Origin of the sequence: Actinoplanes sp. NPDC051513 (genome assembly GCF_044454685.1) — a bacterium.
In the GTDB taxonomy this organism is placed as follows: Bacteria; Actinomycetota; Actinomycetes; order Mycobacteriales; family Micromonosporaceae; genus Actinoplanes.
On sequence record NZ_JBITDW010000018.1, the window covers coordinates 137,400 to 161,253 of the forward strand.

Here is a 23,854-nt window from a genome sequence, read left to right on the forward strand (position 1 = left end):
TTTTGTTTGCCTGACGAAAGTCGCCTTTCTCCAGCACCTATGCGGTGCGGCGGCGCGCGGCCTGGTAGAGCTGCAGGAGCTCGTCGGCGGTGGTGGCGTCCTCGGCTGTCTTGTCGTCGCGCCAGCGGCCGGTGAAGCGGGGAAAGCGCAACGCCAGTCCGGCGTCGTCGGGCAGCTTGCCGCGGGCGGCGGTGTAGTTGGGCGACGGGGTCAGCTCGGCGGCGACGACCTCGATGACCAGGCCGGGTTCGAACCACACGTCGGCGTCGCGGCGGGAGTCGACGCGGGCCGGGCGCTCGTCGCGGATCAACGGCGCCAGGCGTTCGGGCAGCCCGGCGAGGTCGGCGTCGCTGAACCCGGTGCCGCACTTGGAGACCGCCTGGAAGACGTCGGTTTCCGGGTCGTAGGCGGCCAGCAGCAGCGCGCCGTACATGCCGGCGCGGCGGCCGCGCCCGTACAGCGCGCCGACCACGACCAGATCGAGGGTGTCGGTGAGCTCGGTGCGGTAGTCGCGCTTGAGCTTGACCCAGCTCCAGCCGCGGGCGCCCGCCTGGTAGCCGGCGGCCGGCGCGATCGACTTGCAGACCAGTCCCTCGCAACCGTCGGCCACCGCCTGCTCGAACAACGCGTCGAGCCCCGCAACGTCGGTGACCTGTTCGGCGGTGGCCAGCCGCAGCGGCCCGGAGGTGGCGACGGCCGCGGCCAGCCGTTCCCGCCGCTGCAGGTAGCCGAGGTGGGTCAGGTCCTCGCCGTCGGCGTACAGCAGGTCGAAGCAGAACAGGCTCACCGGCACCTGGACCGCGGCCTCGGCGATGCCGTGCGTGCGGCGGCGGTACATCACCTCGTGGAACGGGCGCAGGTCGCCGGAGGCGGGATCGAAGGCGACCACCTCGCCCTCGAGAATCACCTCGGCCGGGCGCAGGGCGGCGTCGAGCATCTCGACGAGATCGGGAAACTGCCAGGCCATCCGCTCCAGGCCGCGGGTGTAGAGCTCGAGCGTGCCGTCGGCGGTGCGGTGGGCCTGCACCCGGATGCCGTCGTACTTGTATTCCGCGGCGCAGCTGCCACCCAGCTTGGCGAGCACCTCGGCCGGGCTGGACAGGCGCTGCGCGAGCATCGGCCGCACCGGGTTGCCGGCGCGTACCCGGATCTGCTGCACCGCCTGCGGCCCGCCCTCGGCGACCGTGGCGGCGACCAGCCCGAGGTCGGAGCAGATGTTGAAGGCCCGCTCGAGAACCGGGCGAGCCTTGCGGCCGCCCGCATACACCTGCGCGAGCCCGTCGAGAACGGTGGCGGTGCCGATGCCCAGCCGCAGATTCCCGGTCACCGTACGCACCAGGTAGCGCGCCTCCAGCTGCGTGGCCCGGCCCAGCAACCCGGCGAACAGCTCGAGCTTGCGCCCCTGCGAGCCGGCCCCGGCCGCGGCGGCGATCTCATGCATCGTGCCGAAAACCACCGAGACGTCCAGTCCCTCGGCGCCGGCGGCGCGCTCGTGCAGCAGCCGCTCGGCCGCCAGGCCGAGGTCACCGGTCTCGCGCGCTCCCGCCAGCGCCTGCTCCTGCGACACCCCGGCGGCGGTACCGACCGCGCGGGCGGCCAGCCGCTCCGCCAGCCCGATGTCCACCCCGGCGAAGTCCGGCGCGATCTTCCCCTGGCACAGCAGGACCACCGCCGGCAGCAACTCAACCGGCGTCTGCGCGATCAGCCCCGCGATGCGGTCGATCATCGCCAGCCGGCCGGTCGCCTTCTCCAGATCTCGATACGCCTCGGCGAGCGTCTCGTACCGCATAGTCACCGCCCGTGCCGCGCCCGAAGCTCATCCAAGCACGCTCACGCAAAGCTGGTGGGTCGGCCACCGATCAGCAGCAGCGACTTGCCGACTGGGCCGTCCAGGAGCGGAGCGATCACCCGTATGCCGCGGCCAGGCCCACGACGACCTGCCCGGGCCCGGGCACCGGGTCGGGCAGATCCACCGGCAACAAGACCTCCGGACCGCCGAAACCGGCCACCTGAATGGCGCGCATATGTTTCACCCCTTCATGTCTTGGCCAGTGTTCAACCTGAAGGTTGGTTGAGGTCAACGTGCGGCCGGGCGGGCTTTGGCAAGTTTCGCCGGACGCCTGGTGCCCCGGGAATTGAGGCCGCTCGGGTGGCTTGGATGAGCGCTCGCGTGGCTTGGATGAGCATGAGCACGGCCGCGGTGGCGCCGGTGGCGCCGAGGGCGATCAGGCGGTGGTCGGACTTTCCCAGGCCGAAGGCCAGCCAGCAGGACAACTCGCCCAGCACCAGCGCCCACGTTCCGCGCGAGATTCCGGTTGGCCGGGTGGTCCGGTACGCGGTCCAGATCGATGGCGTCACCTGGACGATCGAGGCGGCCGCCAGGAGCGTGCCCAACCCGGCACGGCCGTCGACGGCAAGGGCGACGAGCAGCGCCGCGGCCCACACGAGGATCCAGGCCGTCGCCCTCGTTGTGCTGGCGCCGCGCCGCGCCAGCAGGATGGACATCGTCGCGGCCAGCACGCTCGCGGCGGTGGACGGCAGGCTCGCGGTCCAGTAGCCGGACAGCATGAAGTAGCCGAACCAGGCGGCATTGTTGACGGAGGTCAGCGTTGCCCACGCCCACGAGACGCCGGCCGTGTCCCCGGTGGCGCGCAGCTTGAGGATCTGCGGCACGTACTGCGGAATGCCGAACGCGGCCGCCACGAACGGAAGATAGTCCAGCACGTCGCAAGACTATGCTTGTCGGCTCGTTAGTTCTTTGCTATTTCTTGCTGGTGGATCCCATAGAGAGCAAGATTCTTGCTCTGCTTCAGAGTGAGGGCAGGATGACGGTGACCGACCTCGCCGAGCGGGTCGGGCTGAGCATCGCGCCCTGTCACCGGCGGGTGCGCGAGCTGGAGCGGTCCGGCGTCATCCGCGGCTATCGCGCGATCGTCGACCCGGCAACCGTCGGCCGCGGGTTCGAGGTCCTGGTGTCGGTGACGATGGACCGCGAAGACGCGGACACGATCGCCGCCTTCGAGGCCGGCCTGGCCGCGGTCCCCGATGTCGTCCATGCGGAGCGGCTGTTCGGCGATCCGGACTACTTCGTCCGGGTGGCCACCGCCGACATCGCGGCCTATCAACTGCTGCGCGACGAGACGCTCGCCCGATTGCCTGGCGTGCTGCGCATGACCTCCACCATCGTCATGAAGCGGGTCGTCGACAACCGCCCGCTACCCACCTGAGCCGAGACGCCGGCTCAGTCGTCGCGGGCTTCCCGCTTCACGCACGCCGCAGAGCAGAGCGGCCTTCATGCCAACGCGTGCTGGCTGAGGAAGTCGAGCAGGAGGGTGTTGACCTTGTCGGGGGCGTCGACCTGCAGCCAATGGCCGGCGTCTTCGACGCGCTCGTAGCGCCACGGGCCGGTCACGTGTCCGGCCGAGCGGGTCATCCCTTCCTCGATCAGCGCGCGGTCGGCGCTGCTCCAGACGCCCATCGCCGGCGCGGCTACCGGCGGCAACGGTGCTCGTGCTTCGACCAGTGACTCCGGCGGCAGGATCGCCCGGTACAGGGCGAGGCTGGCGGTCAGCGCCGCCGGGTCGGTGAACCGCTCCACGACCGGTTCGATGTCGGGGTGCGCCGACCATTCGCGCAGGTTGCGGAACCCGTCGTCGGACAGCCACCGCTCGGCGACGCCGGCAAACTGGAACAGCAGCATGTACCAGGACTTTTCCCGCTGTCGCAGGCCGGCCGAACGCAACGCCTCCGGATGGCCGACCGACAACGCGGTGATCGAAGCAGTCCTGGCCGGTGCCAGCGCTGCTGTCATCCAGGCGATGGCAGCGCCCCAGTCGTGGCCGACGATGTGGGCGGACTCGATGTCCAGCGTGTCGAGCACGCCGAGGACGTCGCCGACCATGACCGGCGCGGCGTAGGCGGCCAGGTCGGTCGGCTTGCTGGATCTGCCGAAGCCGCGCAGGTCCGGGGCGATGACGCGATATCCGGCCGCGCTGAGGGCCGGCACCTGGTGCTGCCACAGGTCACCGGTGTCCGGCCAACCGTGCAGCAGGACCACGGGCACGCCGGAGCCGGTGTCGCGGACGTGCAGGGTGATGTCGTTGAGCTCGATGTCCATCGCGTTCACCTCGGCAGCCACGGGTCAGGCGATCGCGGCGAGCAGTTCGCCACGGGTCGCGCCGGGTAGCGGATACTGCGGGGCGCCCATGCCGAGCGCACGGACCCGGTCGATGACTCCGGCGCCGCCGAGCACCTCGTCGGGCGTGGCGATGAAGGCCGCTATCGACGCGTAGCCGCGGGCCAGATCCGGGTCGGCCAGGCCGGCCGCGAACAGCGCCTTGCTCATCGGCCACCGCGGATCGTCGGTGCGGTACGCCGTACCGGCGGCGTCCGCGGCCATTTCCGCGAGCCGGTGCCGGTCGTTCCAGACGGTCGCCCGGTACAGCGGCTCGACGACCTGCGTGCTTGCCTCGTCGAACCGGCGGGCGAGCTTGTCGTGGTCGGCGGGGTCCGTCTCGCGCAGCAGATCCCGCAGCAGCACGGCCTGGATCATCGCCATCGAGGCCCCCCGGCCGACCGAGGGATTGGTGCACGCCCAGGCATCGCCGACCGTGACCACGCCGGTGGCGACCGGCTCGCCGTCCGCGACCAGTCGCCGGTGCCGGTCCTCGATGCCGGCCATGACGTCGACGCCGGAGATCGGCTCGCCGTCCGCCCAGTGGGCGATCAGCGGATAGCGGGCGACCGCCGCATGCCAGCGGTCCGGTTCGCGCAAGCCCCGCAGCGCCTTGTCCCGGCTCGCGGTGGCCAGCACCACGCTCCACGTGCCGTTGTCCCCGGGCAACGTGATGGCCGACAGCGAGTCGTAACTCTGCAGCAGGTTGGTCAGCGCCGCCGGCTGTTCGCCCGTACGGGACCGGAAGTGCCGGCAGTGGTAGACGAAGCCGGAGTCCGACCGTTCCTCGACCGGCGCACGGGCGCCGGCCGCCTGCAGCCAGGAGCCCAGGGCCGAGCGCCGGCCGCCGCAGTCCACCACCAGGCCGGCGGGTATCGCCGTGCCGTCCGCGGTCAGGACGCCGGTCACCCGGGGCACCCGCGTGCGCTCATCGGTGGTCAGGCCGATGACCGCGATGCCCCGCCGGATCGTCACTCCGGCGGCCTCGGCGGCGGCCGACAGAACCGCCTCGAGCACCGGCCGGCGGGCGGTAACGGTATCGAACCGCTCATCGCCGGGCCGGATCGGTCCGCGCCGGTCCACCGGCAGCATGTCCATCAGGTTCACCTGGCGGGCGCCGACCGCCCGCAGCGCGCCACCGACCTCCGGGAGCTGTTCCCGCACCAGCTGCCACCAGCGCGGCAGCATGAAATGCGGCAGCCGGAACTGATTGACGCCGCTCCGCTGCCACTCGTTCCAGGCAGAGTCGGTATCCGCCGGCGGCCCGGCCGGGTCGCGCTCGACGACGATCACCTCGTGCCGGTCGCGAGCAAGCAGCATCGCCGTGCCCAGGCCGGCCAGGCCCGCACCGAGAACCAATATCCGCGCCATGTCGCACCCCCATCGATGAACCGATGACGGCATCGTTTCCCCGGCGCCTGTCCGTTCTCCAGGTCAGTCGGTGCTCATCTCCTGCTCACCGACGGCGGTCAGTCCCCCGGTGCCGATCTCCATCGCCCACAGCAGCTCGGTCACCTGCTCCACTGCCCGCCCCAGGTGCCGCCGGTACGTGCTGAACGGCAGGCCGAGAACCTCGGCCGCAGCTTCCTGGTTCGGGGCTGCCCGGATGAACGTTCGATTCAACACGGCCCGGAGCTGATCACCCTTCGGCATGTCGGCGAGCCGGCCGACCGCCGCCACGACGCTCGCGCGCACCTCGCCGGCGTCGGCGCCGAGCCGGCTGCCGACGAGCGGGCAACCGGCGAGCCGGTCGGGGCGATGGAGGTTCTGCAGTGCCGACCGTACGGCGTCACCGAACGTCGCCCGGCACAACGGCGGCGGACGCAGCGCCGAGTCCGGTGGTGGCCCCGTGCCGCCCTGATGCTCCCGTTCGTTCATCAGATCAAGCCAGGCGTCGACCGGGAATCGACGCCAGTCCATCCCGTACGCGACGTGCGACCGGCCCGCGACGGTGACCTCGACGAGCGGCCGGAAGCCGAGATAGTCGAAGAACGGCCCCCAGTACTGAGGGTCGACCGATACCACGAACGACCACGCGACCGGTTCGGTGCACCAGGTCATGATCGAGCTGACCGAGCCGGCCAGCAACGCGTACTTGTCCCGCTGGGCATCGCGGACACCGGACCAGAACCGGCCGATGTCGACGCGCTCGCCGGGACGCATCGGCGCAGTCCGGGCGACGTGCTCGAGGATCGCCCGGACGACGGGGTCGCGGTCCTCCATCGGCGAACCGCACGGGCAGAAGACGCCGTACGCGTAACCGACGACGCCCTCCTCGGTACGCACCACGTTCATGTAGTCCGGCTCGTCGGCGAACCACCCTTCGGCCAGCGCCGCGCTCACCGGGCCCTCGCTACGTTCGATCAGCGCCAGGATCGGTGCGTACTCCTCGGGCCGGGCCGGCACGACCGCGGCCGTGCCTTGGCTCCGCAAGGTGAAGTAGGCCTCGGTGAGCGGGCTGCGCCGGTGCAGGTACGCCAGTTGCTGGGCGAGCAGTTGCCGATCCAGGCCGGTCGTGGCCCGGATCCCGGCGACCACATGATCATGGATGATCCGGTGCAGCGACCGGTACCGGTCCGGTGAACGGCGCTCGAACTCCGCCTCGAGGACCTCCCGGGTGAGATCATGGGGCGTCAGCCCACCGGGCCGGCAATGCACGAACGGGCGGCGCCGCAGCCATCCCCACACCTCGGGCGCGTCAGCGCCGACCGTCTTGCGCAGCAGGTCCTCGGTCGTCAGCCAGGCCCGCGCACACGTCGCCAAGCCGGTCATGTGAGCCTCCGAGGGCGCGTCGCGCAGCAGCGACTCGAGCAGCACCGAGATGAGATCGGGCACCTCGGCGAGGCTCTCCGGGACGGCGCCGCCGCAGGCCACGTCGGCCAGCAGCGCGAGCGTCAGCGGGTGGCCGCGGCCCAGCATCAGCAGCCGCTGCTGAACCGGCTCGGTGACGCCGGCCCGGGCGAGCAGGTCCGCACTGTCGGTCTCATCGAGATGGTCGACCCGATGGATGGCGACCACCTGCCGCCAGCCCGGGTCCACCCGCCAGGCAGCCGACGGGGGCTCGCGTCCGGCGAGGACCACGAGGCCGTTCGCCGGCAGGCCCGGGATGAAGACCCGGCGCAGCCAGCCGTCGAGGGCGCCCAGATGCTCGTACGAGTCGACCAGCAGCAGCGTTCCGTGGTCGTCGGCAAACTGCTCGACCGCTTGGAGGAAACCCTCCGGCGACGGGTCGATCTCTCTCCCGTCCAGCAGCGCCGGCACCCGGCCGACGGCTCGAGCCCGGGCGAACATCTCCAGGAGCAGCGTGGTCTTGCCGATGCCGCCCGGACCGTGCACGAACAGCACCCGCCTGGGCGACCGCCCGGTCAGCGCGTCGCCGAACGCCCGCAGCTCGTCGCGGCGACCGACGAAGTTTCGCCGCCGCGCCCGCTCGATGACGTCCCCGAGGACGGTGGTCACCACCGACTCAGTCTCGACCCCTCAGACGGAATGGACCAGCACCCGTCACCGGACCGACAGTCGGCGGATGTCGCCGTGGGCACCTTCGCTCTTGGCATTCAAAGCCACATGCAGGAAAGTATCTACGCTGCTTCAGCTTCTCATCGGCTTGTTCCTGACCGGGAACACACCTCCAGACCACGCCGTACCTACCAGAAATGGACCACAATATGGTCAATCCCGGACCCTTCGCGGGGTCGCCTGGCGACGAGCCGGCTCCCTCCGGACATCCCGCATCTCCGCCCCCGCCGCCTCCGTACGGTGCTCCGCCCCCGCCGCCTCCCTACGGAGCTCCGCCGCCGGCGACCGGTTACACGCCGCCGCCCTACACCACGCCGATGGGTGGCGCTCCGGGAACGCCCATGAACGGGGTCGGCCAACCAGGCAACTTGGCCGACCGGTTCGTGGCGAGGTTCATCGACGGTCTCATCGTCGGCGTCGTGGCCGTGATCCTCAACTTCGTGCTTGCGTTCGTCTCGGATTCATGGTTCCTGACCGGGTTCATCTCTGCGGTGGTAACCGCGGCCCTGTATCTCGGCTACTTCGGTTATCTCGAGTCCAGCCGAGGCCAGACGATCGGCAAGCAGGTGATGAAGCTGAAGGTGTTCGGCCCGGATCGCGTCAGCAACCCGACGCTGGAGCAGGCCATCCGCCGGAACATCTTCATGGCGTTCGGCGTCTTACGGATCGTTCCGATCATCGGCGGCGTGCTGAGCGTCCTGGCCGGGCTGGCAGCGGTGATCATGATTGCGGTCAACATCAACAGCGACCCGCAGCGTCAACACTGGTTCGACAAGTTCGCCGGTGGCACCCAGGTCATCAAGATCGGCTGACCGTCGCGCTTCACGCCCGCCGGTCCGGGTTCAAGCGGCCTTCCGCTTGAACACGGACCGGCCGACGCGGCTCATCGCGTGCGAGCCGCAGTCAGCCGTCCGGTATTGCGACCGGAAGGTCCCCAGCGACAGCAACTGTCTCCGTGCGTAGCATCTCGCTGTGTCCATCGTTCCTGAGCCGCCGACTGATTGGCGCCATGACGAGCTTCGGCGCCTTGGCGAACTCGAACGTCGCATGACGGTAGAGCTAGCGGATACTCGGGACGCTATCGCGCGGCTCGTCGGTCAGATGCTTCCCCACCACGCGCGACCAGATCGGATCGAGAGCGTTGTTCGCGCCAGCGGCTACTCGCGGTGGACGGTTGAGCGTTTGCGCGACGGCAAGATGTGGCTTCGCTGATCTCCTACCCGGCGAGCACGAAGATGAATTCCTCGATGCCGTCTTCGGGCTCGGGCGCCTGTGCCTCCTGTACGTGGTCGCGTGTGAAGCCGCATTTCTGCAGGACTCGGATCGAGCCGATGTTGTGCACCGCGACGTGGGCATGCAACGGCCGGGCCGAAACTTCGCTGACGAGCAGAGCGAGCGCCTGTGTCGCTACGCCACGCCCCCAATACTCGCGCCCGATCCAGTAACCGATCAGTCGCCGCCCATCGTCCTGCCAACTGCCGATGTTTCCTGCGACGACGCCATCAGCAAGGATCGTCCGCAGGACCACCGTGTCGTCGAGGCGGATCCTCACCCAGTGCGCGTCGAACCGTTCCCGGTCCCGTGCGGGGAAAGCCGCCATCGCAGTCGCCTCGGGATCTGCCTGCTGGTCGAAGAGCACGTCGAGGTCGTCATCCTCGACAGCTCGCAGGCGGACCTCGGGGGATACGTCCGCGTCGTCACTCACATCCGGCCTCCACTCAACGCCTCGCACGACCGGATCATAGGCCCGCGGTCGAGACGATCCGCAGTGGCAGGCAACGCCACCGTGGTCACTGATGTCTCGGCAGAGGCACTCTCCGAATTGTGTGCCAATGGCACAAGTCATAGCGCTAGGTACAAACGACATGGACACACCGCGACGCCACTGGTACTAGTGGGGCGTGCTGAGGGCCATCGAATGGGCTGTGCTGGGGATCGGCAGCGCGGCCGCCATCGTTTACGGGGTCCGTCGTCACCGACCTGCCCGGGCCGGACCCTGGCTGCTGCTCGCCGGCGCCATCGTGGCGAGCGCCGCAGGCGACGTGCTGACCGCGTTGAACCGGCCCGGCGTGGCCGATATCTGCTTCTACGCCATGTTCGTGTTGGTCGCCTGCGGTCTGCTGCAGCTGACCCGCATCGGTGCGATTCTCGTCGACCGGGCACGGCTCATCGACCTGCTCGCACTCGCGTGCTCGACGCTGCTGGTGGTCTGGGTGTTCCTCATCGGCGATGCGGGCCAGATCGGCGACAATTCCGGGGCGTACGTCATCGGAGCCCTGCTGCTGCTCGCGGTTGTCGCCCGCCTGCTGGTCGCCGTGGGCCGGAACCTCTCGGCTGCGCTGCTGGTCATCGGTGCGGTGGGTGTGCTGGTCAGTGACATCGTGCAGCCGTTGTGGCCGGGCCGGCTGAGCGAGTCCGGGTTCGTGGTGCTCTACCTGGCTTGGGGCGCCGCCGCGCTGCACCCGTCGATGGTGAGGCTCACCGAGCCCGCGGCGCCGCGGGCGAGCCCGTGGCGCGTGCGCTGGGCGGCGCTGTTGGGCATCTCCGTCGCCACCCCGCCGGTCGTTCTGCTGATCGAGGCGGCCCACGGCACGGTTGGCGACGGCGTGGTGATCGCCGTGGCCGGTGCGATCACACTTCTCCTGACGATCACGCGGCTGACCGACTCGGTGACCCTGAACGGCCAGGCCTTGACGCGTGAGCGCGGCTTGCGGCAGGCGAGCGCCGCGCTGGTCGTCGCCGCCGACGAAGCGGCCGTGGACGAGGCCGTCCGAGCCGCGATCGCCGAGCTCATGCCACCGGACGCTATCCGTAGCACCGACTTCGCCATCGACGACCACCAGCTCACGCTCGAAGCGGGGCCCGGCCTCGGGACCGGCCCACCACCCCGTAGCTGGTGGATCGAGGACGCGGACCGCGACTACGCCACGCTGGTCTGTCCGCTCTGGCTGGAGCCGCTCGGCGTCGCACGGCCCAGCGGCGGCGCCCTGATCCTGGTGGGTCGCCGGGACACCCTCACCGCCACTCGCGACACCCTCGAGGTGCTGGCCGGTCAGGCGGCGCTCGCGCTGGATCGCATCTCCCTGGTGGAGGCGGTCGGCCGCCGCGACAGTGACCTCTATCTGCGCGCAGTGATCCCGAACAGCGCGGACATGATGGTGGTGATCGACGAGGACCAGCGCATCCGATACGCCAGTCCGTCGCTGCGCGAGCTGCTCGGCGCCGACGACCTTCCGCCGCTGGCCACACTCGACGGTCTGGTGCATCCGGACGATCGCAACCAGCTGCGTCAGGCCTTCCGCGGCTCTGGCGACGGTGTGGTGTTCTGCTCGCTGTTGCGGGCGGATGGCAGCCAGGTGCTGGTCGAAGCCACGTACCGCGACCTGCGCGAGGACCGCTTGGTCCAAGGCTTTGTAGTGACGATGCGGGATTTCACCCAGGGCCATGAGCCGAACGAGCAGCTGCCTCATGGCCACAACCTGGACGAGTTACCGGCCCGGGTGAACCGGCGCAGCTCTCGACACAAGTTCCGCTACTAGCCGCGTGTCACCCTTTGTTCAGCTCTTGGGCGAACATCACGAGGATGCCGCTTGGGCCGCGGACATAGGTGAGCTTGTAGACGTCGCCGTACGTCGCCACGCCGCGCAGCGGGTGGTAGCCGTGTTTCGCCGCGATCTCCACGGCCTCGGCGATGTCGTCCACCGAGAAAGCCACGCGGTGCATCCCGATCTCATTGGGTTGGGTGGGGTTCGTCTCGATCGCGTCGGGATGGATGTACTCGAAAAGCTCCAGGCAACCCTTGCCGTCCGGCGTGTGGAGCACGGCGATCTTGGCGTGGTTGCCGTCGAGGCCGACAGCGGTATCGGCCCACCCTCCACTGACCGTGTCACGGCCGAGAACGCTCAGTCCGAGGTCGGTGAAGAAGGCGATCGTCGCTTCGAGGTCCCGGACGGTGATGCCGACGTTTTCAAACTTGATGGGCATGGTTCTACTCTCTGATTTGTCGGTCACGGCAGTGCCGAGGTGTCGATAGCTCAGTCTTGAGGCGTCAGCAGCACGACCGGGATCTGACGGTCGGTCTTGTGGGCGTACTCCTCGTACAGCGGGAAGATTCGTACCATCTGCGGCCAGAGGGCATCTCGTTCGCCTGGGGACGCCATGCGGGCCCGGCATGTGACGCGACGGGTTCCGGCCTGGACCCCGACGCTGGGGTCGGCGTGAAGGTTCCTGAACCAGTCGGGGTCCTCGTCAGCGCCGCCTTTGGAGGCGACGACGACGAAGTCGTCGCCCGACGTGCCGTAGATCAGGCACGTGCGTCGCGGCTGCCCGGTAACTCGTCCGGTTGTGGCGAGCAGGAGCATGCGCACTCCGTTGTTCTCGTGTCCCTCGGTTCCACCCGAGGTGAGGTATGTCCGGGTCTGCTCGGCAACCCAATCCCACTGCGAGTCGGTGGCGCGGTCAAGATCAGCGGCAACAGCCATCTCTGTTCTCCTTCTGTGTCGTGCGTACGAGCCAGGTAGCTCGCTCCACTTGTGGAACGGAGCCGTAGCGCCGATCTCGACGTCCTGGCTCGTGCGCTCCAGAGGTCTCGTTCATCGTGTCGTGGTGATCAGGAGGACGGAATTGCCGATCGGTCATGGCTGCGATGCGCGCCGGTCATGCCTTGAGCGACAATGAGCCTCATGTCCGAACGCGTCGATGCCGCCTCGCAAGCGCTCGAGCTGCGGCATCTGCGCGGCTTCGTGGCGGTGGCGGAGGAGCTGAACTTCCGACGTGCCGCCGAACGGCTCTACATCACCCAACCGGCCCTTACCCGTCAGATCCAGACCCTCGAGCGCCTGATCGGGTGCCAGCTCCTGGTCCGGTCCACTCGGACGGTGCGGCTCACCCTCGCCGGCGAGGCACTGCTGGACAGGACTCGGCCTGTACTGCTCGAGGTCGACGCGGCCGTGACTGCCGCGCAATCGGTCGGCGGCGAACTTGCGGCACGCATGGGCGAGATCTGGCAACCGTTGGTCCGCGCCGCTGCGCTGGATGAGGACATCGAGGCCGTGCGCTCGGCCTGGGAGTCCGTCCACGCCCGCTCCGCGCCGCCACCGGAAACCGACGTGCGCGCAGTCACGGCCGGCGGAGTGCCGGCCCTGGCAGTCGGTGAGACTCAGCCCGACGCCCCGTCCCTTCTCTACCTGCACGGCGGTGGATATCTGCTCGGCTCTGCGTTCGGCTACCGCTCGCACGCCGGCACGCTGGCCATGGCCAGCGGCGCCACCGCGCTGGTCCCGGACTACCGGCTGGCTCCCGAACATCCCCATCCCGCAGCCCTCGACGACGCCGTCGCCGCGTACCTCTGGATTCTCGATCGGGGAACACCCGCCGGACGCGTGACGGTCACCGGTGACTCCTCCGGCGGCGGCTTGGCGCTGTCGCTGCTACTCACGCTGCGCGCCCGCGGCCTACCCCTGCCTGGTGCCGCAATCCTGCTGTGCCCCTGGCTCGACTTCGGCCTGGACCACGACGGCGCGGACGACCACGACCTCGTCTCCCTCCACGAGGCACGTCGGTTCGCCAACGCCTATCTGGCCGGACATCCCGCCGACGACCCCGTCATCAACCCACTACGCGCGGACCTGAGTGGCCTTCCGCCGATGCTCGTCCAGGCCGCCGCCGGCGATGAACGACTCGTCGACGCCCAGAGGCTCACCCAGCGCGCCGCCCAGCACGGCGTGGACGCACGGCTGGAGATCTACCCCGTCGATGCCCACGTCTTCCACATCTTCTGGTCGTTCCTTCCACTCGCCCACAACGCCCTGCGAGCAGCGGGTGAATTCGCCCGCAAGCAGCGCGACAGCGCTAGCGACGAGGCTGAGGCCAAAGCCGGAAACGGCACCTGACCAGGCGCCGAGCCCGGCTCACGCTTCGACATGGCCGTCGGCGCCGGGGTGCTGATCCCGTGCTCCTCCCAGGCCGTGTCCGCTTCATCGTCATGACTCGCTTTCGGTGTGACCGGGGGCGGGGTCAGCTGCGCAGGCTCCATTGCTGGTTGGCGCCGCCGTTGCACGACCACAGTATGATCTTCGTGCCGTTGGTGGTGCCGGCCCCGTTGGCGTCCAGGCACAAGCCCGACTGCACGCCGGTGATCGTGCCGTTGGCGTTCACGGTCCACTGCTGGTTGGCCTGGCCGCTGCAATCCCAGATGATCACCGCGCTGCCGTTGGCGGTGCCCTGCCCCGACGCGTCCAGACACTTGTTGCCGTACACGGTCAGTTGCCGGCTGGAGGTGTAGCTCCACCGCTGGTTCGAAGCGCCCGAGCAGTCGTACAGCTGCGTCTGCGTGCCGTTGGTCGTGCTGGAGTTCGGCACCTCCAGGCACCGGCCGGACTGACCACCCACCACCTGCACGTTCTGCTGGCCGGGCGGGTTCGACGACGACTGCGGGCCGGCGGCCGCCATCACCGCGCGGGCTTCGGCCGGCCAGTTGTTGTTGGACACCGTGGTGTTGCCGGTGACGACGTTCCCGCGGACGCCGTTGGCGATGCCGGTCGACCCGTTGGTGGTCCAGTTGCCGCGTACGGTCAGGTTGCCGGTGTTGACGTCGCTCCAGGCGTTCTCGGTGGACCAGGTGCCGACGTCGGAGAAGACGTTGCCGGACGCGGTGAAATACCGCGAGCCCTCGTCGAAGTAAAGGCCGAAATACCCGTGCGTACGCAGGCAGTAGTTGCCGCTGATGACCGCGTTCGGGTTGGCCGACAGGGTGTAGATGCAGCCGCCGTCGTTCATCTGCTGCATCACGTCGTGCACATAGTTGCCGGTGATCTGAGTGTTGGTCGCGGTGGTGGCGGTGCTGTACCGCGGCTGGTAGTTGTACAGGCCCCGGTTGGCATACTCGTTGTTGCCGCCGGCGTCGTTGGAGCCCCATCCGTACCCGGCCGAGATGCCGGAGTAGGGCATGTTGTAGACCTCGTTGTGGGTGATCGTGGCGTTGGTGACGTAGGTCGGCAGGAACGAGACCATGTCGCGGTAGTCCAGGCCGACGTCGTGCACGACGTTGTTGCTGATGGTGATGTTCCGGTTGGTCATCCGCGCGTCGCTGGGATGGTGCGCGTCCGCCTGCACTCCGCCGGCCAGCACCGCGCCCGCCGCTAGCCCGGTGAACGTCGAACCGGTGACGGTGATCCCGGCGGCGCCGAGGCCGACGCCGGTGGTGTGCGCGTTGGCGTCGTTGCCGAGGCCGAGCCCGATCTGTCCGAGGTTGACGAACTGGTCGCCGCTGAAGGTGATCGTGTTGGCCGCGGACAACTGCACCGCGGCGGGCATCTGGCTCCAGTGCGGACGGGTCGCCTCGAACTGCGAGCAGCCCGACCCGCACGAGCCGAACGATGGCCACGACCAGTTCCCGGTGAGGTAGCCGCCGGTCTGCTCATCGGCGTAGCCCTGGTTGCTGCTGGGCCCGAGCCAGCTGGTGCCGGTGAACGTGATCCCGGAGAACGAGAGGTTGTGCGCGGGCGAGTCGTACGTGCCGCCGACGGCGACCAGCGACTGCAGCGTGGGCAGCTCGACGTCGGCGCTGCTCAGGTTCTCCCCGGAGCGGGGGATGTAGTACAGCACCCCGGTGCCGCGGTTGAGGTACCACTCACCCGATGAGTCGAGGAACTCGTACGCGTTCTCCAGGTACATCGGCCCGGCCCGGAACGGGTTGGTCAGCGTGTCCCACCCGAACGTGTTGTTGTTCCAGGCAGGCTGCTGCATCGTCAGCAGGTTGCCGGAGATGCTCTGCACCGGTGAGTACCGGTCGGTCCACGAGTTGATGGCCTCCACCTCGACCCGGCTCTGGTTCGCCAGCGCGTTGAGGTAGTTGAGGGCGGAGTTGGTGAACCGCAGCCCGGCCGCGGAGGCGGTGAAGTCGGAGCGGTTGACCTGGGTGCGCGCTCGCGTCGCCGGGGTCCCGTTGACGTAGAGCTGCCGCGTGTCGACTCCGGCCCCGACGCTGGCCTGCCAGATGTTCTTCCCCGAATCGGCCACGCTCCAGCCGGTGACCTGCCGGGCGCCGCTGATGACCGGATGGGCCGACGGAGCCGCCTGCCACACGACTGTGTGCCCGCCGGTGCCGGAGTCGGCCGCCGTGAACCGCAGCGGCGCGGACAGCCGGTACACCCCGTCGGCGAGCTGGACCGCGATGTCGCCGGACATGCCGGCCACCATCGAGCGCACCGCCATCTGCGCCCCGGACAGGGAGCACGGCTGGCTGCTGGAACAGGTGCTGCCGCCGCCGGACGGTGACGCGTAGACGGTCGTCGTCGCCGCCGCGGCCGGAAGCGCCGAGGCCGCGACAGTGACCGCGCTGGCCGCTACGGCCGTGGCGGCCAGGGTCACCGCGGCCACCACCGGCCTACGAGGGAAGCGGGAGCGCAGGGGCATGGCGTCTCCTCGAGTGATCGGGGCAGGGGAAGGGCCCATCGGCGAATCGGTTCGACGACGGCACGGGCGTAACTTCCCTGCAACATAGGTCGTACGTATGATGAAGTCAAGCGACAGATATCGATGCAGTGCGGACGCCAAGATGCCTTAAACTCCTGGAGGCCGCGACGCCGGCGGACGATGGCTCCATCATCGGCCGCGGCGATAATCCATCGATGAACGTTGCTACGTCGCCGTGACGCGGCTAGGGTGCGGGGAAATCGTCGAATCGATTCGTCGAACTCTCCACCACTCCGGAGCACAACTCCGGGTCGAACTGTGGGACTGCAACGGTGGCGCCGACGAGCAGTGGAACCGGCAAAGCTGACCCGCGGCGCCGCACCCGGCAGAAGTCATCCGTGATGGAGTACCCGTCCCTGGGAGGAATCGTGCACATCCGGCTCGGTCGTATCCGGTCAGTTGCGGTACTGGCCATCTGTGGGCTGATCGCCTCGGTGGCGGCCGCCTCGCCCGCACGGGGCGCTACGGCCACCATCACACCCGCCACGCCGTGGACGGACACGGCCGGCAACCGGCTGCAGGCGCACGGCGCGGGACTCTTCCGGGTCGGTTCGACGTACTACATGGTCGGCGAGGACAAGAGCGCCGGGTCCACGTTCACCGCGGTCGCGTGCTACTCCTCCACCGACCTGGTGCACTGGGCCCGGCAGGGCAACGCCCTGTCCCGGCAGAGCAGCGGCGACCTGGCCGCGGGTCGCATCGTCGAGCGGCCGAAAGTGCTCTACAACGACGCGACCGGCAAGTACGTGCTGTGGATGCACATCGACAACACCGCCTACCAGGACCGGCGGGCCGGCGTGGCGACCAGCAACACGCCGTGCGGCCCGTACACGTATCTCGGCGCCGGCAATCCGCTCGGCCACCAGAGCCGGGACCTCGGGCTGTTCAAGGATGACGACGGCACCGCGTACCTGATGCACGACGACCCGGCCGGCCTGTTGCGCATCGACCGGTTGTCGGCCGACTACACCACGGCGCAGCAGGCGGTGGCGAGCTTCCCCGAGCTCGAGGCGCCGGCCATCGCCAAGGTCGGCGGCCGGTACTTCCTCCTCGGCTCCCACCTGACCGGCTGGGGCACCAACGACAACGTGTACGCCACGGCGACCTCGCTGTCCGGCCCGTGGAGCCCGTTCACCGACGTGGCCCCGGCCGGCACCCGCACCTACGACTCGCAGACGTCGTTCCTGCTGCCGGTCACCGGCAGCGCCGGCACCAGCTACGTGTACGTCGGCGACCGATGGAACGCCGGAGACCTCAACTCGTCGCTGCCGGTGTGGTTGCCCATCTCGCTGACCGACCGCGGCACCGCGGCGTTGAGCTGGTACCCGTCCTGGGGGATCGACACGACGACCGGCTCGGTCACGCTGCCCAACCTCCGGCTGACCGGCGCACAGTCCGGCCGCTGCCTGGACATCGCCGGCGCGTCGCAGACCAACGGCACCGCCGCGCAGATCTGGGACTGCAACGGCGGCGCCAACCAGACCTTCACCCCGACCACCGCCGCCGAACTCCGGGTGTTCGGCGGCAAGTGCCTGCAGGCCCGCAACCAGGGCACCACCGCCGGCACTCCGGTCGAGATCGCCGACTGCGCCGGTGGCGCGGGTCAGCAGTGGTTGCTGTCCAACGACGGCACCATCGTCGGCGTCCCCTCCAGGCTCTGCCTGGACGCCAACGGGCAGGCCACCGCCAACGGCACCCGGGTCCAGCTGTGGACCTGCAACGGCGGCGCCAACCAGAAGTGGAACCGCGGCTGACACCGCGCCTACCCCGAGACAGAACGGAGCCCAACCATGTCAAGACGCCGATCCCTGGCCGGTGCGCTCGCCGCGGTGGGACTTGCCCTCGCCATGGCGGTCGCCGCCCTCGCCACCGGCCTCGGACCCACCGCGTACGCGGCGGGCGCCGCTCCGCTCGCCGCGACCGCCGGGTGCGGCAAGGCGCCGGCGCTGACCAGCGGCACGCACTCCATACAGAGCAGCGGCCAGAACCGCACGTATATCCTCCGGGTCCCCGACAACTACGACAGCAACCACCCGTACCGGCTGGTCTTCGGCTTCCACTGGAACGGCGGCACGGCGAACGACGTGGACTCGGGCGGAACCGTGGGATACCTATGGTCCTACTACGGGCTACGGGCGCTGTCGAACAACAGCGCGATCTTCGTGGCGCCCCAGGGCCTCGGCAACGGCTGGGCCAACTCGAACGGGCAGGACCTCACGTTCGTCGACGACATGATCCGGCAGATCGAAGGAGGGCTCTGCGTCGACACGACCCAGCTGTTCTCCGCGGGATTCAGCTACGGCGGTGGCATGACGTACGCCCTCGCGTGCTCCCGGGCGACCGTCTTCCGCGCGGTCGCGGTGTACTCCGGCGCCAATCTCAGCGGGTGCAACGGCGGCACCCAGCCGATCGCATACATCGGCATCCACGGGCTGCGCGACACCACTCTGCCGATCTCCCTCGGCCGCTCGTTGCGCGACCAGTTCGTGCGGAACAACGGGTGCGCCGCGCAGAACCCGCCGGAGCCGGCCCAGGGCAGCCTGACCCACATCGTCACCTACTACTCGGGTTGCCGGGCGGGATACCCGGTGGCGTGGGCTCCCTTCGACGGACCGCACGCCCCCAACGCCGTCGACGGCAGCGCCGATCCCTATGCCCCCGGCGACCGGTCCTGGACCCAGGCGGTGGTGTGGAAGTTCTTCACCCAGTTCGACAGCACGCCGCCCACCACCCCGCCCACCACCCCGCCGACCACCCCGCCGACCGGCGGCGGCACGCAGATCGTCGGCGGCCAGTCCGGCCGGTGTGTCACCGCGCCGGCGCAGAGCGCGGGGACCCCCGCGCAGTTGCAGGACTGCGCCGGCCAGTCCGGCCAGGTGTGGACGTACACCTCGAGCAAGCAGTTGCAGCTGTCCGGTTCCCTGTGCCTCGACGCGAACGGCGCCGGCACCAGCCCCGGCACCGCGGTGATCGTCTGGAGCTGTAACGGCCAGGCCAACCAGCAGTGGAACGTCAACGCCAACGGCACCCTCACCGGTGTGCAGTCGGGACTCTGCCTGGACGCCAACGCGGCCGGCACCGCCAACGGCACGAGGCTCATCCTGTGGTCCTGCAACGGCCAGGCCAACCAGCAGTGGAGTCTGCGCAACTGACTGAGCGCGCGGTCGTCACCGCCCGGCCGGCCGGGGTCGCCGCTCCGGCCGGCCGGGCTCCCCCGCGGGTTCGGGATCAGGGGCTGACCCGCAGGCGGTGCTGGCCGAGCTGGTACGTCGCGCGATCGCTGCCGGCCACGAGGCAGCGCAGCCATGGGTGCAGGCGACGGCGGGTCCGCGCGAGACCCTGCGGGCGGGTGTGGACGCCGGGGCCAAGCTTTGGCTTGCCAATGCGCCCGTACTGCGCGCGATAGTGGAGAGCTGGGCGCTGCCGCAGTCCCTCCGGGCACACGGCCATTCCGCGTAGCCGACATCCCCTGGGAGAAACCCGCACCGATGCACAGGCTGACGGCGACCAGCGCCTTATTCGCCCTGAGAGCAAGCCTGGCGCCTCATATCTTATTTGCCGCCGATCGCGCAGTGCGGACCATGACTGTCGGGATCGTTGTCCGTCGGCGACCTCGGAGCATCGGGCAAGCCGGCGGGTCGGCACGTGCGGGCGACCCTTCTTGGCTGCCCAGCGGTGCGACACTGTCGTCGTGGCTTACGACGAGGATCTTGCCAACCGCATCCGGGAACTCGTGCAGGATGAACCAGGCCTGACCGAGAAGCGGATGTTTGGCGGACTGGCGTTCTTGGTCAACGGCAACATGGCGGTGAGCGCCAGCGGGCAGGGCGGCCTGCTGCTGCGGGTCGACCCGACTGATACCCCTGCCCTCGTGCAACGGCCCGAAGCCAGCCGGTTCGAGATGCGCGGGCGCGAAATGGATGGCTGGCTTCGCATTGATCCGTCCAGCCTGGCTTCGAAACGCCAGCTCAGGTCGTGGGTGTCCCGGGGCGTCAGCTACGCCCGATCGCTGCCAGCAAAGTGACGCCGCTCCCACCGAAAGGACGTCCGGATCGGCTCAAGATCGAACGCGGGACGAACGCGCTCATCGAGACGCTCGACCGGGGCAACATCACCGAGGCGTTCGACCCGAACCGACCTCCCCTCCTCTGACAACCCCCACATCCCGCCGGCGCGTCGCCTTGTGGTGCCGTCATCGCTGCGACGAACCCGACCACCGGTGGACGCTCATGCCGCTGTGCGGACGCGGCCAACGGGTTCACGAGCTTCCGGACGGTCGTGGACTGTTGCCGAAATGTGCGTCGTTGCCGGAGGTGTCAGGCGGGCACCCAAAGCCTGAACGGCCCTGGGCTACCCCCGCCCAGGTCCTAGCTATCGCCAGCCACACTCGCCATCACTGCCGCCTACACCGGGATGCGCTGGGGCGAGCTGACCGGACTTCAACGCCACAACTGCAAACCCGGCGAAGGCCGCATCTGCATCGACCCGCACACAGGCGCCCTACATGAGGTCGCCGGCCGACTTGAACTCGGACCACCCAAGACCCCGGCCGCCGTCGGTGAAATTTTGTTGCCGCCGTTCTTGCTGACATGGCTTCAAAGCCACCTCGACAGCCATGACCATCTCCATGTCTTCGTCGGCGCCGACGGCGGCCTCTACCGCCGGTCCAACTTCAGCCGCCGCCACTGGCGCCCCGCCACCGATGGCAACCCAGCCCGCCTCATCGCTCCGGTCGTGCCAGGCATGCACTTTCACGACCTGCGACACACCCACAAGACCTGGATGATCGAGGACGAGGTTCCCGAGGTTGCCCAAGCCAAGCGCCTCGGCCATCGTCTCCCTTGGCGGCATAGTGGCGCTCATCGGGGAGCGAACAATAGCGTGCTGGGAGAGGTCACCCTGTGAGGCGCAGCCATGCTCCCCAGCTGCTCCCAGAACTAGGACAAAAGGTCCACCGCTGTGGATCAACGCGGTGGACCTTTTGGCTGGTCAGATTAGGTGTGGGCAATACTGGGATCGAACCAGTGACCTCTCCGGTGTGAAAGTGGTCTACCCAAGCCACTGACCAGCCAAAACGTAAATCAACCCAGGCCAGGGAGCGTTACTCGGCATCGCTGAACGCTGTTCGACGCCGTTCGGAACCGCTGGCGACAACCCCACCTGCTCCCCGCCGATCACCAGTTTGGGGAGCAGCGCCACACGACCCCGCCAGGAACGCCAGATTCATCGCCACAGTGCTTCCCCACGACCGACGGAAACAGCCGATGAGCAGCTCAAACGTGCTCGCCGGCCGGAACCACACTGCTCCCCTCCCGCGCGGCATCCCAGCCCTTGCCGGAGACCGCCAGGCCCGGATTTCGGCTCCCCGCAGAACAACGGCAAGACGCCCGGCGGGGAGCAAGTCTGGAGCACACGCCCGCCCAGCGATGGCCCACATGGGTCCGTTCTACTGCCAGGCTGCTCCCTCAAAGCAGAGCACCTGCCTCGACTCACGGTCACCGAACGTAGTCGAGACGGATCACTCAAGCCATGACCACGTTTACGGATCTGCCGAGATGAGCGCGTTCGGTCATGCCGGTTCCATCATTCGTTTTTGCAATTTCTGTGACCGATACTCAAGCAGGTCCACGCAAGGCGAAGGTAACTTTACGTGACCTTCGACCATGGGTACAATCCGCCAGGTGACGACGTTCCTGATTCTTTTGCGCGGCATCAATGTCGGAGGCAAGAACAAGGTTTCGATGGCGGAACTGAAGAAATGCCTGGAAGGGCTCGGATTTTCCGACGTCTCAACTTATATCGTCAGCGGTAACGTGGTCTTGACGTCGGACCGGCACGCCGGCGAGATAGCGGCCCAGGTCGAAGCGGCGCTGCCCAAGGCCTTCAAGCTGGACAGCGAACTCATCAAAGTCCTGGTTCTCACGCGTGATGAACTGCAGGCTGTCGTGGACGACAGACCGAAGGGCTTCGGCAACCAGCCGGACAAATACCACCATGACGCTATTTTTCTCATGGGCATCAAGGCTGCGGAGGCGATGCCGATATTCAATCCGCGCGAGGGCGTCGACCGGGTCTGGCTGGGTAATGGTGTCGTCTATTCGGAGCGTCTCAGTGCTCAGCGCACAAAGAGCCGGCTAAGCTCGATGATGACGTCACCGCTTTACAAGTCGATGACTATTCGCAGCTGGCGTACGACAGTCAAGTTGTTGGAAATACTCAACGCCAGAGGTGCCCACCAGGAGGGCTAGCGTCGCACCCCGGCAATTGCCGGATGTCCGGATCTGCGCGAGTCGCTCGCTACGTCTGCGTGCCGCAGGGCGGCATCTGGTTGCGGTCCGTGACGCCGAGATTCAGCTTGCCGGTCGAAAATGCTCGGCATCGTACGGCCGGTATCTCACCGAGCAGTGGTAGCAATGCTCGACCTCGTCGTTCGCCCGGTACCACTCGTGGGCCCCGCAATCGCTCGTGCCCTTGCCCGCGATACCCAGATCAACGAGTACCTGCGGAAGATTCCGCCGGAGGCGTGTTCGCCAACGAAACCGGCCGCGACGGGAGTTGGACACGACCAGAAGCTACGCCGACTTCGTCATTGAATACAGCGGATTCCGATCAGGACGCCGTCCGGATTTGCCGCGGTGAGGGCGTTCCGCAGCGTCAGGTCCAGGCGGGCGCGACCGGGACCGCCGTCGAGGGTGTCGTACGTGGTTCGTCACGTTGGAGTCGATGTCTTGCAGGACGTCGGCCTGTCCTGCCTAGGGATGGTCGCGTCCGGTGCCGCCGATGCAGTCGTTGTCGCCGTGAACCAGGGTTTGTCTTGAATCTACGGGCGGCGTGCCGAATACAGCAGGTGGTACGCCGGTGAAGCCCTGGTGGCCACGAGGTCCGGGAGGTCACCCATGCCCAGCCGTCAGTTTGTAACGTTCGACGTCGCGAACCAGTTCTTCGGGGTTCCGGTGAGCGTCGTGCAGGAAGTTTTACTCAACGAGAAGTACACGCCGATGCCGGGCGCTCCGGGCGGGTACGGCGGGCTGTTCAATCTGCGGGGCGAAGTCATCGGGACGGTAGACCTGAGGGTCCGGTTCGGGCTGCCTTCCAGGCCGATGTCGGGTGCGGTCGTCAATGTGGTCGTGCTTGCGGACGGTGAGCCGGTGAGCCTGCTGGTGGACCGGATCGGACTGGTCGTCGACCTGGACGATGCGGCGTTCGAAACGCCGCCGGACACGCTGACCGGGCCGACGCGGGCGCTCATCGTTGGAACGTACAAGACCGGGGATCGGCTGTTGCTGGTGCTCGATGTCGAGCATTGCGTGAACACAGTCCGCGGCGGGGTTTGACGACGGGCGGCCTAGAGCGCATCTTGAGCTGCCCCGATCTTTTCGGACAGGCGGATTTGTTCTAATTCATGCGGCAAGCTGCCGGTCTTCGAACTCGTTCCGGACTTGCCGGGGTGTCTTGTATCCGAGTTGCGAGTGCCGTCTGCGCGAATTGTAGCGGGTCTCGATGTAGCGGGCAATATCGTTGCGTGCGTGTTTCCGAGTCGGATATGCGGTCCGGTGGACTCGTTCGTTCTTCAGCGTGGCGAAGAACGATCCGGCCATCGCGTTGTCGTAGCAGATCCCGGTCCGTCCGACTGATTGGCGGATGCCGAGCCTCTTCAACGTGATGGCGTAGTCGGCGGATGTGTAG

General features: G+C 68.3%; 20 protein-coding genes and 1 pseudogene. 10 read left to right on the plus strand and 11 right to left on the minus strand.

Going from position 1 to position 23,854, the window contains the following annotated elements:
• Nucleotides 1-37 precede the first annotated feature (37 nt).
• The 3 genes and pseudogenes from ACIA5D_RS38090 to ACIA5D_RS38100 all read right to left on the minus strand — a co-directional run bounded on the left by ACIA5D_RS38090 (nt 38) and on the right by ACIA5D_RS38100 (nt 2,724).
• Nucleotides 38-1,789, minus strand: a complete 1,752-nt coding sequence (locus tag ACIA5D_RS38090) for an ATP-dependent DNA ligase (RefSeq protein WP_396035336.1) — start codon at nt 1,787-1,789, stop codon at nt 38-40.
• Nucleotides 1,790-1,913: 124 nt separating this feature from the next.
• A pseudogene (locus ACIA5D_RS38095) lies at nt 1,914-2,024 on the minus strand (NADPH:quinone reductase); the annotation flags it as partial.
• A 31-nt stretch (nt 2,025-2,055) separates the two neighbouring features.
• Nucleotides 2,056-2,724 (minus strand): hypothetical protein, encoded by a 669-nt coding sequence (locus tag ACIA5D_RS38100; protein WP_396035337.1) that lies wholly within the window; start codon nt 2,722-2,724, stop codon nt 2,056-2,058.
• 11 nt (nt 2,725-2,735) lie between these two features.
• Here ACIA5D_RS38100 and ACIA5D_RS38105 point away from each other — a divergent pair, with 11 nt between their 5' ends.
• Nucleotides 2,736-3,227, plus strand: coding sequence for an Lrp/AsnC family transcriptional regulator (locus tag ACIA5D_RS38105; RefSeq protein ID WP_396035338.1), 492 nt, complete (start codon nt 2,736-2,738; stop codon nt 3,225-3,227).
• 65 nt (nt 3,228-3,292) lie between these two features.
• Here the strand turns inward: ACIA5D_RS38105 and ACIA5D_RS38110 are convergent, their stop codons facing one another.
• From ACIA5D_RS38110 to ACIA5D_RS38120, 3 genes are all read right to left on the minus strand, one after another.
• Complete coding sequence (locus ACIA5D_RS38110; RefSeq protein ID WP_396035339.1) at nt 3,293-4,138, minus strand: alpha/beta fold hydrolase; 846 nt, start codon at nt 4,136-4,138, stop codon at nt 3,293-3,295.
• A gap of 3 nt (nt 4,139-4,141) precedes the next feature.
• Nucleotides 4,142-5,545, minus strand: coding sequence for an FAD-dependent oxidoreductase (locus tag ACIA5D_RS38115; RefSeq protein WP_396035340.1), 1,404 nt, complete (start codon nt 5,543-5,545; stop codon nt 4,142-4,144).
• A 63-nt stretch (nt 5,546-5,608) separates the two neighbouring features.
• Nucleotides 5,609-7,636 carry an ATP-binding protein gene (locus ACIA5D_RS38120; protein ID WP_396035342.1) on the minus strand — a complete coding sequence of 676 codons (2,028 nt, stop codon included), beginning with the start codon at nt 7,634-7,636 and terminating at the stop codon, nt 5,609-5,611.
• Nucleotides 7,637-8,061: 425 nt separating this feature from the next.
• Here ACIA5D_RS38120 and ACIA5D_RS38125 point away from each other — a divergent pair, with 425 nt between their 5' ends.
• Nucleotides 8,062-8,505, plus strand: a complete 444-nt coding sequence (locus ACIA5D_RS38125; protein ID WP_396035343.1) for an RDD family protein — start codon at nt 8,062-8,064, stop codon at nt 8,503-8,505.
• A gap of 404 nt (nt 8,506-8,909) precedes the next feature.
• Here ACIA5D_RS38125 and ACIA5D_RS38130 read toward each other — a convergent pair whose 3' ends face one another.
• The gene (locus ACIA5D_RS38130) at nt 8,910-9,398 is read right to left on the minus strand and encodes a GNAT family N-acetyltransferase (protein ID WP_396035344.1); all 489 of its coding nucleotides are present in this window, start codon (nt 9,396-9,398) and stop codon (nt 8,910-8,912) included.
• Between the two features lie 196 nt (nt 9,399-9,594).
• Between ACIA5D_RS38130 and ACIA5D_RS38135 the strand changes: the two genes are divergently transcribed.
• Nucleotides 9,595-11,232: a PAS domain S-box protein gene (locus ACIA5D_RS38135; protein ID WP_396035345.1), complete on the plus strand. Its 1,638-nt coding sequence runs from the start codon at nt 9,595-9,597 to the stop codon at nt 11,230-11,232.
• Between the two features lie 7 nt (nt 11,233-11,239).
• On the opposite strand, the gene ACIA5D_RS38140 is transcribed toward ACIA5D_RS38135, so the two are convergent.
• Complete coding sequence (locus tag ACIA5D_RS38140) at nt 11,240-11,704, minus strand: VOC family protein (RefSeq protein WP_396035346.1); 465 nt, start codon at nt 11,702-11,704, stop codon at nt 11,240-11,242.
• 23 nt (nt 11,705-11,727) lie between these two features.
• Nucleotides 11,728-12,174 carry a nitroreductase family deazaflavin-dependent oxidoreductase gene (locus ACIA5D_RS38145; RefSeq protein WP_396035347.1) on the minus strand — a complete coding sequence of 149 codons (447 nt, stop codon included), beginning with the start codon at nt 12,172-12,174 and terminating at the stop codon, nt 11,728-11,730.
• Between the two features lie 201 nt (nt 12,175-12,375).
• Between ACIA5D_RS38145 and ACIA5D_RS38150 the strand changes: the two genes are divergently transcribed.
• Nucleotides 12,376-13,584 (plus strand): alpha/beta hydrolase fold domain-containing protein, encoded by a 1,209-nt coding sequence (locus tag ACIA5D_RS38150; RefSeq protein ID WP_396035348.1) that lies wholly within the window; start codon nt 12,376-12,378, stop codon nt 13,582-13,584.
• Between the two features lie 124 nt (nt 13,585-13,708).
• On the opposite strand, the gene ACIA5D_RS38155 is transcribed toward ACIA5D_RS38150, so the two are convergent.
• Nucleotides 13,709-16,108 carry an RICIN domain-containing protein gene (locus tag ACIA5D_RS38155; protein WP_396035349.1) on the minus strand — a complete coding sequence of 800 codons (2,400 nt, stop codon included), beginning with the start codon at nt 16,106-16,108 and terminating at the stop codon, nt 13,709-13,711.
• A 401-nt stretch (nt 16,109-16,509) separates the two neighbouring features.
• Here ACIA5D_RS38155 and ACIA5D_RS38160 point away from each other — a divergent pair, with 401 nt between their 5' ends.
• The 6 genes from ACIA5D_RS38160 to ACIA5D_RS38185 all read left to right on the plus strand — a co-directional run bounded on the left by ACIA5D_RS38160 (nt 16,510) and on the right by ACIA5D_RS38185 (nt 23,502).
• Entirely contained in the window at nt 16,510-17,922 is a 1,413-nt protein-coding gene (locus ACIA5D_RS38160; protein WP_396035365.1) for a ricin-type beta-trefoil lectin domain protein, read from the plus strand.
• Between the two features lie 36 nt (nt 17,923-17,958).
• Complete coding sequence (locus tag ACIA5D_RS38165; protein WP_396035350.1) at nt 17,959-19,320, plus strand: ricin-type beta-trefoil lectin domain protein; 1,362 nt, start codon at nt 17,959-17,961, stop codon at nt 19,318-19,320.
• Between the two features lie 539 nt (nt 19,321-19,859).
• Nucleotides 19,860-20,192: a TfoX/Sxy family protein gene (locus ACIA5D_RS38170; protein WP_396035351.1), complete on the plus strand. Its 333-nt coding sequence runs from the start codon at nt 19,860-19,862 to the stop codon at nt 20,190-20,192.
• A 389-nt stretch (nt 20,193-20,581) separates the two neighbouring features.
• Nucleotides 20,582-21,073, plus strand: coding sequence for a hypothetical protein (locus ACIA5D_RS38175; RefSeq protein WP_396035352.1), 492 nt, complete (start codon nt 20,582-20,584; stop codon nt 21,071-21,073).
• Between the two features lie 776 nt (nt 21,074-21,849).
• Nucleotides 21,850-22,416, plus strand: coding sequence for a DUF1697 domain-containing protein (locus ACIA5D_RS38180; RefSeq protein WP_396035353.1), 567 nt, complete (start codon nt 21,850-21,852; stop codon nt 22,414-22,416).
• A gap of 648 nt (nt 22,417-23,064) precedes the next feature.
• The gene (locus ACIA5D_RS38185) at nt 23,065-23,502 is read left to right on the plus strand and encodes a chemotaxis protein CheW (protein WP_396035354.1); all 438 of its coding nucleotides are present in this window, start codon (nt 23,065-23,067) and stop codon (nt 23,500-23,502) included.
• A gap of 66 nt (nt 23,503-23,568) precedes the next feature.
• On the opposite strand, the gene ACIA5D_RS38190 is transcribed toward ACIA5D_RS38185, so the two are convergent.
• Nucleotides 23,569-23,854, minus strand: a 286-nt coding sequence (locus ACIA5D_RS38190; RefSeq protein WP_396035355.1) for an integrase core domain-containing protein, incomplete at its 5' end; no start/stop codon positions are given.

What these genes read in the sequence shown, in the direction of transcription:
- ACIA5D_RS38090 (WP_396035336.1), bottom strand. Translation starts at nt 1,789, where the DNA reads ATGCGGTACGAGACGCTCGCCGAGGCGTATCGAGATCTGGAGAAGGCG.
- ACIA5D_RS38105 (WP_396035338.1), top strand. Translation starts at nt 2,736, where the DNA reads ATGCTTGTCGGCTCGTTAGTTCTTTGCTATTTCTTGCTGGTGGATCCC.
- ACIA5D_RS38115 (WP_396035340.1), bottom strand. Translation starts at nt 5,545, where the DNA reads ATGGCGCGGATATTGGTTCTCGGTGCGGGCCTGGCCGGCCTGGGCACG.
- ACIA5D_RS38145 (WP_396035347.1), bottom strand. Translation starts at nt 12,174, where the DNA reads ATGGCTGTTGCCGCTGATCTTGACCGCGCCACCGACTCGCAGTGGGAT.
- ACIA5D_RS38150 (WP_396035348.1), top strand. Translation starts at nt 12,376, where the DNA reads ATGTCCGAACGCGTCGATGCCGCCTCGCAAGCGCTCGAGCTGCGGCAT.
- ACIA5D_RS38155 (WP_396035349.1), bottom strand. Translation starts at nt 16,108, where the DNA reads ATGCCCCTGCGCTCCCGCTTCCCTCGTAGGCCGGTGGTGGCCGCGGTG.
- ACIA5D_RS38160 (WP_396035365.1), top strand. Translation starts at nt 16,510, where the DNA reads ATGGAGTACCCGTCCCTGGGAGGAATCGTGCACATCCGGCTCGGTCGT.
- ACIA5D_RS38165 (WP_396035350.1), top strand. Translation starts at nt 17,959, where the DNA reads ATGTCAAGACGCCGATCCCTGGCCGGTGCGCTCGCCGCGGTGGGACTT.
- ACIA5D_RS38175 (WP_396035352.1), top strand. Translation starts at nt 20,582, where the DNA reads ATGCGCTGGGGCGAGCTGACCGGACTTCAACGCCACAACTGCAAACCC.
- ACIA5D_RS38185 (WP_396035354.1), top strand. Translation starts at nt 23,065, where the DNA reads ATGCCCAGCCGTCAGTTTGTAACGTTCGACGTCGCGAACCAGTTCTTC.